This window comes from Streptomyces milbemycinicus, from assembly GCF_002154605.1.
In the GTDB taxonomy this organism is placed as follows: domain Bacteria; phylum Actinomycetota; class Actinomycetes; order Streptomycetales; family Streptomycetaceae; genus Streptomyces; species Streptomyces milbemycinicus.
The window spans coordinates 1-14,524 of the sequence record NZ_MUNE01000276.1 but is presented as its reverse complement, the minus strand read 5'-3'; the positions used below and the strand labels follow the sequence as shown (position 1 = coordinate 14,524).

The 14,524-nt window shown below is 68.9% G+C and carries 13 protein-coding genes and 3 pseudogenes; 7 read left to right on the top strand and 9 right to left on the bottom strand.

What is annotated here, in order from left to right:
- The 6 genes and pseudogenes from CCN51_RS22305 to rox form a co-directional block, all read right to left on the bottom strand.
- A pseudogene (locus tag CCN51_RS22305) lies at window positions 1-313 on the bottom strand (protein phosphatase); the annotation flags it as partial.
- 133 nt (window positions 314-446) lie between these two features.
- Window positions 447-1,313, bottom strand: coding sequence for a helix-turn-helix transcriptional regulator (locus tag CCN51_RS22300; RefSeq protein ID WP_014182162.1), 867 nt, complete (start codon window positions 1,311-1,313; stop codon window positions 447-449).
- Window positions 1,314-1,443: 130 nt separating this feature from the next.
- Window positions 1,444-3,066: a Na+/H+ antiporter gene (locus CCN51_RS22295; protein WP_014182161.1), complete on the bottom strand. Its 1,623-nt coding sequence runs from the start codon at window positions 3,064-3,066 to the stop codon at window positions 1,444-1,446.
- Window positions 3,067-3,115: 49 nt separating this feature from the next.
- A complete protein-coding gene (locus CCN51_RS22290) occupies window positions 3,116-3,649 on the bottom strand; it encodes a flavin reductase family protein (protein ID WP_238545548.1) in 534 nt (177 codons plus the stop codon).
- A gap of 273 nt (window positions 3,650-3,922) precedes the next feature.
- Complete coding sequence (locus CCN51_RS22285) at window positions 3,923-4,819, bottom strand: helix-turn-helix domain-containing protein (RefSeq protein ID WP_043488296.1); 897 nt, start codon at window positions 4,817-4,819, stop codon at window positions 3,923-3,925.
- Between the two features lie 331 nt (window positions 4,820-5,150).
- Entirely contained in the window at window positions 5,151-6,605 is a 1,455-nt protein-coding gene (gene rox / locus CCN51_RS22280) for a rifampin monooxygenase (RefSeq protein ID WP_014182158.1), read from the bottom strand.
- Window positions 6,606-7,307: 702 nt separating this feature from the next.
- Here rox and CCN51_RS22275 point away from each other — a divergent pair.
- From CCN51_RS22275 to CCN51_RS60055, 4 genes and pseudogenes are all read left to right on the top strand, one after another.
- Window positions 7,308-8,234 carry an endo-beta-N-acetylglucosaminidase H gene (locus CCN51_RS22275; RefSeq protein ID WP_086860005.1) on the top strand — a complete coding sequence of 309 codons (927 nt, stop codon included), beginning with the start codon at window positions 7,308-7,310 and terminating at the stop codon, window positions 8,232-8,234.
- A 162-nt stretch (window positions 8,235-8,396) separates the two neighbouring features.
- Window positions 8,397-8,714, top strand: a pseudogene (locus CCN51_RS22270) (integrase core domain-containing protein); the annotation flags it as partial.
- A 118-nt stretch (window positions 8,715-8,832) separates the two neighbouring features.
- A complete protein-coding gene (locus CCN51_RS22265; protein WP_425444771.1) occupies window positions 8,833-9,843 on the top strand; it encodes a family 43 glycosylhydrolase in 1,011 nt (336 codons plus the stop codon).
- 27 nt (window positions 9,844-9,870) lie between these two features.
- Window positions 9,871-9,951 (top strand): annotated as a pseudogene (locus CCN51_RS60055) (IS5/IS1182 family transposase); the annotation flags it as partial.
- Between the two features lie 55 nt (window positions 9,952-10,006).
- On the opposite strand, the gene CCN51_RS22255 reads toward CCN51_RS60055, so the two are convergent.
- Entirely contained in the window at window positions 10,007-10,435 is a 429-nt protein-coding gene (locus CCN51_RS22255) for a VOC family protein (RefSeq protein WP_043488293.1), read from the bottom strand.
- A gap of 302 nt (window positions 10,436-10,737) precedes the next feature.
- Here CCN51_RS22255 and CCN51_RS22250 point away from each other — a divergent pair, with 302 nt between their 5' ends.
- The gene (locus CCN51_RS22250; protein WP_014182153.1) at window positions 10,738-11,946 is read left to right on the top strand and encodes an MFS transporter; all 1,209 of its coding nucleotides are present in this window, start codon (window positions 10,738-10,740) and stop codon (window positions 11,944-11,946) included.
- A gap of 133 nt (window positions 11,947-12,079) precedes the next feature.
- Here CCN51_RS22250 and CCN51_RS22245 read toward each other — a convergent pair whose 3' ends face one another.
- Together CCN51_RS22245 and CCN51_RS22240 are read right to left on the bottom strand one after the other, a co-directional pair.
- Window positions 12,080-12,685: a phosphatase PAP2 family protein gene (locus CCN51_RS22245; RefSeq protein WP_014182152.1), complete on the bottom strand. Its 606-nt coding sequence runs from the start codon at window positions 12,683-12,685 to the stop codon at window positions 12,080-12,082.
- A complete protein-coding gene (locus CCN51_RS22240) occupies window positions 12,682-13,347 on the bottom strand; it encodes a DedA family protein (RefSeq protein WP_014182151.1) in 666 nt (221 codons plus the stop codon). Before CCN51_RS22240 ends, CCN51_RS22245 begins: the two co-directional genes overlap by 4 nt.
- A gap of 152 nt (window positions 13,348-13,499) precedes the next feature.
- On the opposite strand from CCN51_RS22240, the gene CCN51_RS22235 reads away from it, so the two are divergent.
- Both CCN51_RS22235 and CCN51_RS22230 read left to right on the top strand, forming a co-directional pair.
- Window positions 13,500-13,877: a BlaI/MecI/CopY family transcriptional regulator gene (locus CCN51_RS22235; protein ID WP_014182150.1), complete on the top strand. Its 378-nt coding sequence runs from the start codon at window positions 13,500-13,502 to the stop codon at window positions 13,875-13,877.
- Window positions 13,874-14,524: M48 family metalloprotease (locus tag CCN51_RS22230; RefSeq protein ID WP_086860003.1), on the top strand; the 651-nt coding region annotated here is incomplete at its 3' end. The genes CCN51_RS22235 and CCN51_RS22230, both read left to right, overlap by 4 nt.

The window sequence follows — 14,524 nt, the reverse complement described above, 5'->3', positions numbered from 1 at the left end:
GGCGAGGGTCGAGCAGTGCCGCGGGACGGCCGGACAACTCGGGGGTGATGTTGCTCCGCACCAGCCTCAGATCCGCGTCGTAGATGCTGACTCCGATCCTGTCCTGGGCGAGCAACGCACGCAGGAGTGCAGCGCCCTGCTCCCAGTCGGCCACCCGGCGAAGGGGCGCGGCCAGCACGAGGAATTCGGTGCGGTTTTCCAGCGGGAGCGTCTGGAAGGCGACCTCGATGGTGTCACCGGAGCGATGCCGGAGCAGGGCGCGCTCTTCCCCCGAGGACGGCCCGGCGCCAATGCACTGGCTCGAAGACGCCATCCGCTCTCTCCCTCCCGCGCAGGGAAGCTCTGTCCAGTATGAGCGGATCGGAGGAACGCGGGGACACAGCCAACCCAGGGCCTGACTCTGTCCCGTCCGCCACACGCCGCTCTTCACCGAACCGAGCGGGGAGCTACCTCTCCGTCGGGGTGAGATCCCGCTCGGCCACTTCCTCGTCCGCCGATACGGGCTTCGCGGCCAGCGAACGCAAGCGCGCGAACGCCTCCGAAGTAGGGCTGGCCGGTTCCGCCTGGTAGACGACGAGCTGCTGGTGCGGAGCGCCGTTGACGGTGAAGGCAGAGAATTGGATCTCCAGGTCTCCCACCTGCGGATGTCTGAGGTTCTTGCCCTCCTGGGCCTTGCTCTTCACATCATGCCTGGCCCACAGCTCAGCGAATTCGCCGCTCTGCGCCGAGAGGGTTTCCACGACCTGAGCGATCCGGGGGGACTCGGGGTCGTATCCGTACGCCGCACGGATTTCCGCCACGCAGGACTGCGCGGCCCTGTCCCAGTCCCGGTAGAAATCGCGGCCCGCCGGGTCGACGAACACCATGCGGGCGAGATTGTCGAATCGCTCGAAACCGCTGTGCAGTGCGACGGCGAGGGCATTGGCTGCCAGAACGTCCAAGGCAGGGCCGAGGGCGAAGGCCGGTGCCTCGGTCCAGGTGTCCATGAGCCGCAGAAGCTGCGGGCTGACGTCCGCCTGGCGCCGACGGCGCCACTCGGAACCGAGGGTAAGTCTGCGCAGATGGTCGGTGGCTTCGTCGTCCAGGAGGAGCGCCTGGGCGATGGCGTCGAGGACCTGTGACGAGGGGCTGGTCTCCCGGCCTTGTTCGAGTCGCATGTAGTAGTCCGAGCTCACACCGGCCCGCAGGGCGACCTCCTCCCTCCGCAGCCCTCGCACGCGGCGACGCCCGCCCGCGGGGAGGCCCACGTCCTCTGGGCTGAGGGCTTCGCGCCGCGCTCTGAGGAACTGGCCCAGTGGGGTTGCCTCGCTCATATCACCAGGCTAAACGATGGGGATCGGTCAGGCGTGGCGATCTGCGGAGCGGGGCATGGCCGGTCCCGTCGCCCGGCGAACGGGCCGGGCCCAGCTCACGGCCACGGCAACGCTCGGTCCGGGCGCCCGTTCACTCCGGGGGTCCGTCGGTTTCATCGGCGACGGGCGGAAGGAGGGTGGCTCTCGTCTCCAGGCGGTACTGCTCCGCGTCCAGATAGCGCTGTACTCGGAGCAGCACGATGTCGTCGACGCGGCTTTGCCGACGCAGGTCGCCGAGTGCGGCGCGTTTGATGTCGAGCAGCGCCGCCTCCAGCGCATGGACCGCACTCAGCTGCCGCCGCGAGGCATGGCCCTCCTCGTCGTGTGTCATGCCGGAGCCCATGGCGATCTGCTTGTCCAGTTCCTTGGCGATCAGGGCCGTGGCGGCACGCGGTACATCGAGGCGCTCGGCGAGGGCGGGCATCTCAGCGCGGGCCGCACTGGCCAGATGGCGTACAGCGAGGGCTTCCTCGGCCGCGTCGCCGATGTCATCGTCGAACCGCGCCCACCGGACGACGGCCGGAAGAGCCGGGCCGAGCAGGGCGAGGGTAACGGTGATGACGACGACGGTGATGAAGATGACCGCGTCGCGCTGTTCGAGCGGGCGGCCGTCGACCGTGGTCGTGGGGATGGTGAGCGCGGCGGCGAGGGAGATCGCCCCGCGCATTCCGGCCCACGCCAGTGGCAGCCGCTGCCGTGCGCTGATGCGGCGCTCCCGTTGCCGCGGTCGGCGGTCCACGAGACGCACCAGATAGGGAATGGTGTAGAACCATGCCACGCGGGCCGCAATGACGGTCGCGCTCACCACGGCTGCGATCACGGCCGCCTGGAGCAGCGAGATGGAGGTCAGCGAGCGGATGGCGGCCGGGGTCTCGATGCCGACGAGCACGAACAGCGCACCGTTGAGCAGAAATGTGGTGACCTCCCAGAAGGAGGTGGCCTGCATCCGGGCGTCGGAGCCGATGACCTTCGGCCCGACACGGCTGGTGACCAGCCCGCAGGTGACCACGGCCAGGACACCCGAGACATGCAGGGCCTCGGCCGGCAGGTAGGCGATGAACGGGGTGGCGACGCTCAGGCCGCTGTGCAGAACGCGGTCGCGTAGATGCCTGCGCACCGGGATGAGCAGGAGAGCGATCGCCGCGCCGATGGCCGCGCCCCCGGCGTAGGCTTCGACGAAGCGCACCGCGGTGTGGGTCCAGGAAAACGGCTCGCCTGTGGTGAGGAGTTCCAGGCCCACCGCCAGAAGGACGAGAGCCGTGCCATCGTTGAGCAGGCTCTCGGTGCGCAGCAGTGTCAGGATGCGGCGCGGCATGGCCATGGCCACCGCGGCGACCGCCGCCACGTCGGTGGGTGCCAGCACCGCGCCCAGGACGAAGGCGATCGGCCACCCGTAGCCCAGGGCATGAGCGACAAGGGCCACGGCGACAGCGGTCACCAGGACGAGGCCCGTCGCCTGGAGCGCGATCGACCGGAAGTTGTTCTTGATCTCGCGCAGCGAGGTGGTCAGCGACTCCCAGTACAGGAGTGCCGGCAAGAAGAGCAACAGCACCACATCGGGGGGCAGATGCACATTGCCGAAGCGCGGCATGAGACCGATGAGGACGCCGCCGATCAGCAACAACAACGGTTCGCTCAGCCGCAGGCGGCGGGCGGCCCATGTCATCAGCAGAACGGTGGCCGCGACCACCACGATGAGTTCGAGACCGGTCACGGGGGCTCCTCTCCGCGGTGTCGTGCGGATGCCTGGACCGTCCGGGGCATCACAGGAGGTACTGCCACTTGGTCATGCGGTCCTTGAGGTCGATGGTTTCGCCGTCGAGCGTGAAGGTGCCGTCGCCACGGTGGTGGAGCATCCGCGGATGCGGCTGCGACGGGTCGGTCCAGGCGCGGACCGCTTCGAGGATGAACAGGTCGTACCTGCCGACGAGAGCAGTGTCGGCCACCCGGCATTCGATGTTCGCGAAGCACTCGGCGATCAGGGGTGCCTGGACCTCTTGCGCGGCCAGCGGAGTCAGGCCGAACTCGTGGAATTTGTCCACGTCCTGGCCGGAGCAGTTGCCGATGTCCACGACGGCCCCGGCCAGTTCGCTGCCGGGGATGGAGATGACGCATTCCCCGGTCTCGCGCAGCGCGGTGTAGCTGTGGTCCCAGGGGCCGATGGTGCAGCCGATCAGGGGCGGAGCATGGCGAACCATCATATTGAAGCCGTTGGTCATCACATTCGGGATGCCACGGTGCTGTGTGGTCACCAGGATCACCGGGCCGGGCTCCATGAGGCGGTGGACCTCATCCAAGCGGTGCTCCCGCAAATCGCTGACAGTAATCATCGCGAATCTCTCCTGAAACGTACGGATCGACCGAAGAGGGAGCTGCGCAAAGAATTCTGGATTTCCTCTTCCGGTTTTGCTGTACGTACATCCTGTCCGGCGATGGGTGAAGCTGTAAGGCCGAGGTTTTCCTGGGAGCGGGACGGCTACGATATTCCCGCCCAGGTCACGCTGCGGCGCATTCCGCACACGCCGCGTACCGACGGGAAAGGACGCCGGGCCTCGATCCCCCCTCGGCCCTCAAAAGGCCCCCGGCTCGCTGTGCGCGGCGGTCCGGGCACCGTCGGGCAGCGGTTCGATCGACCGCGCCGCCAGGAGCCGCAGGGCGGTTGCGGAGGACGACCCCGGCTCGGTGGTGTAGACGAACAGGGTCTGGTCCGTCCCGCCCGGCAGGGCGAGAGCCTGGTAGGCGACGGTGAGGTCCCCTGCGATCGGGTGGTGATAGCCCTTGGTCCCCTCGCTGCGTTCGTGCACCCGGCGCTCGGCCCAGTACTTGCGGAAGGGCCCGCTCCGGGCCGCGAGTTCCGCGACCAGTTCGCCGAGCCGCGGATCGTCGGGGTGACGCCCTGCATCCATGCGCAGCATCGCGGCGGTGTCCGCGGCGACGGTGTCCCAGTCCGCGTACAGGTCGCGCGCGGCGGGGTCGAGGAAGAGGAACCGGGCCTGATTGCGCTGGTGCGCCGGCATGGCGTCGAAGTCGGCGATCAGCGCCCGGGCGAGCGGGTTGGCGGTCACCACATCGGTACGCCGCCCCAGAACGAACGCCGGGCAGTAGGCCGCGTCGAGAGTGGCCAGCAGTTGGCGGGTCGCCGGGCTGACCGGCTCCGGCGCGGCGGGCCCGGTGTGCCGGAGCTGGGCGGGGCGCCGGTTGGCCAGATCGAAGAGATGCGCACACTCGGTGTCGTCCAAGCGCAGCGCAGTAGCCAGCGACTGAAGGATCTCCGGTGACGCGGTACGGCTGCGGCCCTGCTCCAGACGGGTGTAGTAGTCGACACTGACCCCTGCCAGCTGGGCGAGCTCCTCACGGCGCAGTCCCGGCACCCGGCGCCGCGCCGTCCTCGGCATCCCCGCGTCAGCCGGGTCGAGCCGGCTTCGGCATGAACGAAGGAATTCCCCGAGTTCCACAATCCGTTCCATGCCGCCATTCTGTGCCGTCCGCGCCATTGCGCGGGGGCGCGAGACTAGCCCTGGCATACCCAGGATAAAGAGGGCGGATCCGCGGCCTGCTGCCTGTTCATGCCGCAGGCGATGTTCCTGCGCCGGCCGTGTGTTCAGGCGTTCGCGCGGGTTGCGTCCTCGTGCTGATCGCCGCTTACCTGGGGGTCCGGGGTAAACGGGAGATCCGCACCGGGATGTCATGACCCGATCGCGTCGGTCCTCGGATGGTGCGGCGTGCTGGACGCCGCTACGGGTCGTTCGATCCTCCTCACGGGCCTTCTCACGGGCCTTTTCGGTTGTTCAGGCGAAATCAGTTGGCGGGCTTGCCGAACCAGCGGGAGAGGTGGTCGTCCAGGTCCTGCTGATCGTCGCCGAGCCAGGCGACGTGGCCGTCGGGGCGTAGCAGGATGCACGGAACATCCAGTACCGCTGTGGGATCGGCGAGGTAATCGACCCGGTCCGACCAGCCGCCGACGGTCAGGCGTTCGGTGCGGTCCAGCAGCAGGCCGCGGCCGCGATGCAGCAGACCGTAGAGGTGGCCCTGTTCCACGTCGATGTCGCGCAGGCGGCGGCCGAGCAGGTCGGGGCCTTCGCCGAAGTCGTAGCGGACGTCGATCGCGGTGATCTTCTCGATCAGGTAGCGGTTCACCTCGTCGAAGTCCATCAGTTCGGTGAGCAGCCTGCGCACGGCCTGCGGGCCCGGTTCGGTGGAGTGCAGTTCCATCTGGGCGCGGGTGTTGTCCAGCACGTCCTCGGCGACCGGATGACGTTCGGCCTGGTAGGTGTCCAGCAGTGTTTCCGGCGCCCAGCCGCGGATCTGTGCGGCCAGTTTCCAGCCGAGGTTGAATGCGTCCTGAACGCCCAGGTTGAGGCCCTGTCCGCCGGTGGGCGGATGGATGTGTGCCGCATCGCCGGCCAGCAGCACCCGCCCGACCCGATAACGTTCTGCCAGCCGGGTGGCATCCCCGAAGCGGGACAACCAGCGCGGGGAGTGCACGCCGAAATCGGTTCCGGCGACGGCACGCAGCTGTTGTTTGAAATCCTCGAGGGTGGGCGGTTCCGCGCGATCGCTGACTCCCGCGACGGGGACTACGACGCGATAGACCCCTTCGCCGAAGGGCCTGAGACTGAAAACCTTGTTGGTCTCGTGGATTTCGGCCACCTTGGCGGCGATCTCCTCCTGCGCCACACCCGCTTCCATCTCGCCCATCAGCGTCTCGGTCCGCGAGGGCTCGCCGGGGAAGCCGACGCCGAGCAGTTTGCGCACCGTACTGCGCCCGCCGTCACAGCCGACGAGATAGCGCGAACGCAGCTGTTCGCCGTCGGCCAGCTCGATGGTCACACCCTCGTCGTCCTGCTCGAAATCGGCCACCGCACAACCGCGCCGGACCTGCGCACCCAGTTCGATCGCATGCTCTTCGAGCAGATGAACGATGACCGGCTGCGGGATGCCCAGCAGATAGGCGTGCGCGGAATCCAGGCCCTCGGGCGCGGGTTTGGCGATGGCGGCGAAGAATCCGCCGGCCGGACGCTTTCTTCCGTGTTCGAGAATGCGGTCCAGCAGTCCGCGCATTGCCATCAGCTCGATACTGCGGATATGCAGACCGACTATGCGGACGAACGATACGGGCTCGGTTTCCTTCTCCAGAACGAGTACCCGCACATCGTGCAGCCGCAGTTCGGCGGCCAGCATCGCACCAGTCGGCCCGCACCCGGCAATGATCACGTCGAACATGAGGGGCGTGAACTGCGGAGAGGAGTGCATAGGTGTTGCCTTTCGGGAGTGCCTTGTTGGGAAGGCGCTCCCGGCGACACCTACGTCAATCGCCCGACCGTGACGGGAAGGGGGAGCACCCACATCGATACAGCGTTCATGGGTCTCACCTCCTCGGGCGGTGTCACGGTCCACTGCAAGCTACAAGCCCGAGCATCACCCCGTCCAATCCTTTCCCAGCCACGTGAGCACGACTCCAAATGAGCCCGTGCGGTTGCAGGGCGAATCCGGCGTGGCGACCCGGCTGGTCCCGGTCACGGTCGACGATCTGATCGCACCGTGGGTCAGAGACAGGAGACCGGGGCCCTCTAGGGGCGGCGGGCCGGCAAGTGAGCGTCGAGGAAGCCCCGCTCGGAGGCCGCGTCGTGGAGCAACCAATCATCCGGCCTGGTCACGTGGCACGTCGGTACTCGTGCAGGGTTCCGCCGAGTCGGTGTCGTCAGCACAGCCGAAGATCAGCGATCAAGGTTGCGACCTGCGTGGATGATTTATCGGCACGCGCAATGTAGACCGTGGATCTGGACGCGCAACCTCGTTGCCCAGGCGCCGGGGTGAGGTGTGACGTGCGGGGGAGTCGTGAAGAGTTCACGCGCAGTTCTCGGGATTCGGTTACGGGAGCGGAACACTTGGAGGGCTTACTCGGCGCTTCGAACAGGTCGGGCGCCGGCCCACGCGAGGGGAGACCGGTCAACGATGTTCAGTCTGGTACGGAGCAGAGTACGGACGGCCGCGTTCGCGCTCTCGGCGGTCGCGGCCCTCGCCTTCGGCGGGACGGCCGCGACCGCCGCGACCGGCGCGGCAGCGGCCCCCGCCCCTGCGAAGCAGGGGCCGACCTCGGTGGCGTACGTCGAGGTGAACAACAACAGCATGCGCAACGTCGGTAAGTACACCCTCGCCAACGGTGGCGGCAACGTCTTCGACGTCGCTGTGGTCTTCGCGGCGAACATCAACTACGACACGGGTACGAAGGCGGCGTATCTGCACTTCAACGAGAACGTGCAGCGTGTCCTCGACAACGCCGCCACGGAGATACGGCCGTTACAGCAGAAGGGCATCAAGGTCGTCCTCTCGGTGCTCGGCAACCATCAGGGCGCGGGCTTCGCCAACTTCCCGTCCCAGCAGGAGGCTTCGGCGTTCGCGAAAAAACTGTCGGACGCAGTGGCCAAGTACGGCCTCGACGGCATCGACTTCGACGACGAGTACGCCGAATACGGCAACAACGGCACAGGCCAGCCCAACGACAGCTCGTTCGTGCACCTGGTGACGGCGCTGCGCGCGAACATGCCGGGCAAGATCATCAGCCTCTACAACATCGGCCCGGCCGCGTCGCGCCTCTCCTACGGCGGCGTCGACGTCTCGTCCAAGTTCGACTACGCCTGGAACCCGTACTACGGCACCTGGCAGGTTCCCCGCGTGGCACTGCCCAAGTCGAAGCTGTCGCCGGCGGCTGTCGAGATCGGCCGGACCTCGCAGAGCACGGCCGCCGACCTCGCCCGCCGCACCGTCAGCGAGGGGTACGGTGTCTATCTGACGTACAACCTCAACGGCGCCGATCGCAGCGCCGATGTCTCCGCGTTCACCAGGGAGCTGTACGGCAGTAACGCCGTCTACACACCGTAAGGCGACCGCACGCCCCGGCGCGCGGACGGCGATCCACGCGGTACGTGTCACCGAGGCCCGGTTGGCCGCCCCGACGCTGGCCGCCCAGGCGGACTGAGCACCCGATAGATGACGGTGCCTGACCGGAGCTGTCCCAGGTCAGGCACTGCGGGTGCCGATACCGTGGCCCAGGAGAATCCGCGGTGGGGACACCGGCGGATCCAAGGGGAGTTGACCCGACTCGGGCATCGGATCGCCGCCTCGACGGTGTGGGAGATCCTCAACGCGGCCGGCATCGACCCCGTGCCACGTCGTTCAGGCCCCACGTGGCACGAGTTCCTGACCGCGCAAGCCGAGGGCATCGTCGCGGCAGACTTCTTCCCTATCGACACCGCCCTGGGCAGGCGGTTGTACGCGCTGGTGTTCCTCGAGCACGGCACCCGGCGGCTGCACATCACCGGGGTTACCGTCTGCCCGACACACGACTGGGCGGTGCGGCAGCGCGACTACAACCTCAACGATTCAGACCGCCTCGGGCCCTGAGGCAGGTACCGGCCGCGTCCAGGTGCTGCCGGATTAAGGAACTCGCAAGAAAGGACGTATCGCTATGCGTAGAGGATTGCATGCCGTTCTGCGATTAGTCGTCGCAGTTTGCATCGGATTCCTCCTGCCGTTACAGGTCTCCGACACAGCCCAGGCCGTCCCGGTGACGTTCACCAATGGAACCCAGTTCATCAACACCGCCGGAGACGCGGTACATGGGCATGGCGGCAGCATGATCAAAGTGGGCGGATACTATTACTGGTTCGGCGAAAACACCTACCCCAACGGCCCCTTCGCATCGATCCCGGTCTACCGCTCCACCGACCTCCATGCCTGGGAGTTCCGCAACAGCGCGCTGAGCCAGACCTCGGCCGCCGAGCTGCAGAACGCCGGAGTCTGGCGGCCCAGGGTCATCTGCAACGCCCGCACGCGGCAATACGTACTCTTCCTCCGCAAAGAGAACTACCCATCACCCATGACCGAGAACAAGGTCGCGATCGCCACATCGCCCACGGTGGACGGCAACTACACCTACCGGGGCAGCTTCCGGCCCATGGGATACCGGTCCTTCGACATGAACGTCTTCCGCGACACCGACGGCCAAGCGTACCTGATCTCGACGACCAATGACCAGAAGGACCTGACCATCTTCCGTCTGACCCCCGACTACCTGAGTATCGCCGCCCGGGTGACCACTCTGCACAGCGTCAGGCGGGAAGCGCAGTCGATCTTCAAGCGCAACGGGGTCTACTTCCTCGTGACCTCGGGTACCACCGGCTGGAACCCGAACCAGCAGAAGTACGCGACCGCGACCAGCATGGCAGGCCCCTGGAGCGGCATGGCGAACCTCGGCGACAGCACCGCCTACAACTCGCAGGTCACGCATATTCTCCCCGTACAGGGCAGCCGCACGACCTCGTACCTCTACCTCGGCGACCGATGGGCGCAGCCCCGGGGTGGCAATCACAACGACTCCACGTACGTCTGGCTGCCGCTGCGGTTCCCGTCCAACACGTCGCTGACGATGGCCTGGCACCCGAAAGTCACCATCAATGCCGACACCGGCGTTGTGTGGGGCACCAGCTGAGGGGTGGCCCGTAACTCCTGGTCACGGGTTGTTGTGAGCGGCCGGCCCCTGCCGGGTAACCGTAACGACTGCAAGGCGTGGGAGGAATCCGGAGCCAAGGCCGCCATACGGGACCAGAGAGGTCCAAGGGAGGCGGCTCCCCACCTCGTCGGCTCCGAGGTGCTCAGTCAAGGCAGAACTCGTTGCCCTCGATGTCCAGCATCGGGATGCACGCATCATTGCCGTCATACAGCGTTCGCACGTGTACCGCGCCGAGCGGGACCAGCCGTGCGCACTCGGCCTCAAGTGCGGCGAGGCGCTCTTCCCCCACGAGTCCGGTGCCGACCCGCACGTCAAGATGCAGCCGATTCTTGGCGGCCTTCCCTTCGGGAACACGCTGGAAGAACAGCCGTGGGCCCACACCTGAGGGATCAATGCACGCAAACCATGCGTCCTGCTGCTCAGGTGGCAGCGAGCGCTTGAAATCGCCCCAAGTGGCAAACCCCTCCGGTGGCGGCGGTACGACGTACCCCAACACCTCGCACCAAAAGCGGGCGAGACGCTCAGGCTCCGCGCAGTCGAAGGTGACTTGGAACTGCTTGATCGATGACATCGGCGCACCCTACCAAGGGGGCTCTGTTACTCATTTCCCCAGGTGGATCGGGATACGCCCGCGGGGGCCTGGCCACGTTGTCGGCGGTCCGGAAGTCCTGAGAATCAGGGCGCGTGTGACCCGTCCTGCTGTGTGACATCGTCGGGTCGGGTCGGGCGGCCGGTAGGCTGGTGACTCGGCGGCTGTCCGGCGCGGGCGGTCGCGGGCGTACCGGCTGGTGCCGAAGGGACGTCAGGCGTGAGCTGGCTGCTGGTGACCATAGGCACGACGCCCCGGGCCGCCCTCGCCCAGGCTTTGTGGACATGAGCCGCCCGGCCTCGGCCGGGCTGCGGCCGTGGCCGTTCGTGGTGACCTTCGGCATTGTGAGCCTGCTGGCGGACGTCGTCTACGAAGGTGCCCGCTCCATCACCGGGCCTCTGCTCGCCTCCCTCGGCGCCTCCGCCACCGTGGTCGGCGTCGTCACCGGCGCCGGGGAGGCCGCCGCGCTGGGCCTGCGGCTGATTTTCGGGCCGCTGGCCGACCGTACCGGCCGCTTCTGGACCCTGACCATCACCGGTTACGTGCTCACCGCGGTCACCGTGCCCCTGCTCGGTACGGCCGGGGTGCTGTGGGCCGCGTGCGTGCTGGTGGTCGCCGAGCGCACTGGGAAAGCCGTACGGTCTCCGGCCAAGGACACCTTGCTCTCCCATGCCACCGCCGCCACCGGCCGGGGCCGGGGCTTCGGCGTCCACGAGGCACTCGACCAGACCGGCGCCGTCATCGGTCCCCTCGTCGTTGCCGGGATCCTCGCCGTCACCGGCAACGACTACACCCCCGCTCTCGCCGTGCTCGCCGCACCGGGGATCGCCGCCGTCCTCCTGCTGCTGTGGCTGCGCGCGCGTGTGCCCGATCCACTCGACGCCTACGAGAGCGACGGCGAATCGGCCACCGGGCCACCGGTGAGGGTCACCCGGCTGCCGCGCGCCTTCTGGACCTACGCCGCGTTCACGGGCGTTACCACCACGGGGCTGGCCACCTTCGGTGTTCTCTCCTACCACCTGGTCACCCGGCGCCTCCTGGCTCCCGATGCCGTACCCCTGTTGTATGCGGGGGCCATGCTCACCGCCGGGCTCGCCGCGCTGGCCACCGGCTGGCTCTACGACCGGACCGGCGCCCGCACCCTGGCCGTGCTGCCGCTGCTGACCGCCGCCGTCCCCGCCCTGGCCTTCGCCCACACGCTCCCCGCCGCCGTCGCGGGCTCACTGCTGTGGGGTGCGGCTGTGGGGATGCAGGAGTCCGTGCTGCGGGCCACCGTCGCCGACCTTGTCCCCGCCGGGCGCCGAGCCACCGCCTACGGCATCTTCGCCGGCGTCCTCGGCGTCGCCAGCCTGGCCGGCGGCACCCTGACCGGCGCCCTGTACGCCGTCTCGGTCCACGCACTGATCACCGTGGTCGCCGCCCTGCAAGCCGCCGCTCTCATCCTGCTCGCCACCACCGGCTCCAGCTTGCGAGTCGGACCCTGCGACGTCTGATACGACACCGTTCTTCAGAGTTCTTCTCGGCCACTTCCGGGCACCGGGGTCGTGGGTGGCCGATTGACGCTCGGGCGTCAGACAGGCGTCCCGAAGGCCGCCCGGTGCCGACCGCCGTCGACGCCCGCAGGGCTTACGACACGGTCAGCAGTGGCCGTAGTCGCGTCGCCGCCAGGCGCCGGGCCAGGGCGTGCGGCCTGTGGTGCAGGGCGGCGCCCAGGGCAAGGGCCACCACCGCTCCGACCGCCAGCCCGGCGGCGACATCGTGCGGGTAGTGGGCCCCCACCCACACCCGCGACGCCGCAATCGCCAGGGCGGCGAGGGCGGCCACCGCGCCGAGCCGCGCCGAGACGAACCACAGCGCCGCCGCCGCGGCTGCGGCCAGCGCCGCGTGGTTGCTGGGGAAGGACCAGTCGCCCGGCGCCGGGCAGGTCTCGAGAACAACCCGGTGCAGGGTCTGGCACGGGCGGTCCTCGCGCACCACCTGCTTCAGCCCGTTGTTCACTCCGTACGCCAGCAGCACGATCACCGGGGCGGCCAGAGCCTGCACGGCCGCCTCCGGACCGGAGCGGCGCGCGCGCCACCAGCCGGCCGCCATCAGCACGGCGAACAGCGCGAGCCCGTAGGTCGACCACGCGGAGACCACGCTGTCCAGCCAGCCGGGGGTACGGTGCGCCAGATCGACCACCGCGGTGTACGCGGAGCCGTCGATGCGGGAGCCGTCGTAGGCGAGGATCATCGGCGGGCCTCCTTTCGGCGTGCGGCCCGGGCGCGCAGCAGCTCGGCGGCCAGCGGCAGCAGGGACAGGACCACGATCAGCGCGATGAGCGGGAGCAGGTACCGGTCGACGTTCGGGATGGACGACCCCAGCGCGAATCCGGCGACCACCAGACCCTGGGTCCACAGCAGCCCGCCGGCCGTCTGCCACACCGTGAAGGTGCGCGACGGCACGCCGAGCGCGCCCGCCATCGGGTTCAGCACCGTGCGCACCACCGGCACGAACCGGGCCAGCACCACCGCCCGCGCGTATCCGTAGCGCTCCAGCAGCTCCCCGGCCCGGTCGGCGCCCGCCCGCAGCCGGGTCGAGCGGCCCCGGGCCAGCAGTGGGGCGCCCGCCCGCCGGCCGAGCAGATAGCCGCACTGGGCGCCGAGGAGTGCCCCGGCGGCGGATGCGACCATGACCCCGGGCAGGGAGAGCTTGAGTCCGTCCGACGCACCGGTGGTGCACAGCAGCCCGGCGGTGAAGAGCAGTGAGTCGCCTGGGAGGAAGAACCCGATCAGCAGCCCGGTCTCGGCGAACAGCACCACGGCGATGCCCAGCACCCCGAATGCGGACAGCAGGGACTGGGCGTCCAGGATGTTCACCGCGAGGGGTGGGCCGGCGGACAGGTCGAGGGTCACAGGCGCGGTCCCTTCGGCGGGCGGAACGGAACAGAGACGGAACGGAGCAGCACAGAAACAGCACGGAAACGGAGCGGGGCCCTCAAGCCTCGCAACGACTACAATCCAGTAGACCGTCTACGACACTGTAGACGAGAGAGGGGAGAGGTGGCATGCCGATGCCCGGCAAGCAGCCCGAGCGCAGACCGGCGGGTGAACTGGAAGCCGGCGTGATGGCCGCGCTGTGGGCCGCCTCGGGGCCGCTGAGCCCCGGCCAGGTACAGCGGAGCCTGGGGACGTCCCTCGCCCGTACGACGGTGACGACGATCCTGACGCGGCTCTACGACAAGGGAGTCATCGGCCGTGAGCGGTCCGGACGCGGCTTCGCCTACTTCCCCCTGCAGGACTCCCACGGGCTGACCGCCCAGCGCATGCACCGCGAGCTCGACCGCGACAGCGAGCGCGAGGTCGCCCTGGCGCGCTTTGTCGACCAGCTCAGCGACGACGACGAGCGCCTGCTCAGGGAGCTTCTCGAAGCGGGTGATCAATGATCGCCCCGCCGTTGGTCCCGCTGCTGGTTCCGCTGCTCGTGCCCTGCGCCCTGCCGCCGCTGGCCCGGCGCGCCGCCGCGCGCCTGACCCCCGTCGCCGCCCTGTGGTGCCTGACCTCGACCACGGTGGTGCTGGCCGTATGCTCGCTGGCCGCGCTCGGCACGCTCACGCTGTACGGCCTGTTGGCCCTCCCGGCGTTCGCCGCCCTCGGGGATCTGATCCACCCCCTCAGCGCCGCGCCCGCCCTGCTGCCGCTGGCCGCGGCCGCCACCGGGGCGCTGGCCGTCTGCGCCTGGACGCTGCTGCGCTCCGCAGTGCGCCAGATCAGCGATTACCACGCGGCCAAGGAGGCGGCGGACACCCAGCCCACGGCCGGTGACCTCTGTGTGATCGACAGCCCGGAACCGGACGCCTACGCCCTGCCCGGCAGCCCGGGCCGGATCGTGGTGACCACCGCCATGCTCCGCAGCCTCAGCCCCGCCGAACGCGAGGCGCTGTTCGCCCACGAGCGGGCCCACCTCAGCGCCCGCCACCACTACCACCTCGCTGCCGCCGGACTCGCCGCCCACTGCCACCCCGGGCTGCGCCCGGCCCGCGCAGCCGTCCGGCTGGCCGCCGAGCGCGCCGCCGACGAGGCGGCGGCCACC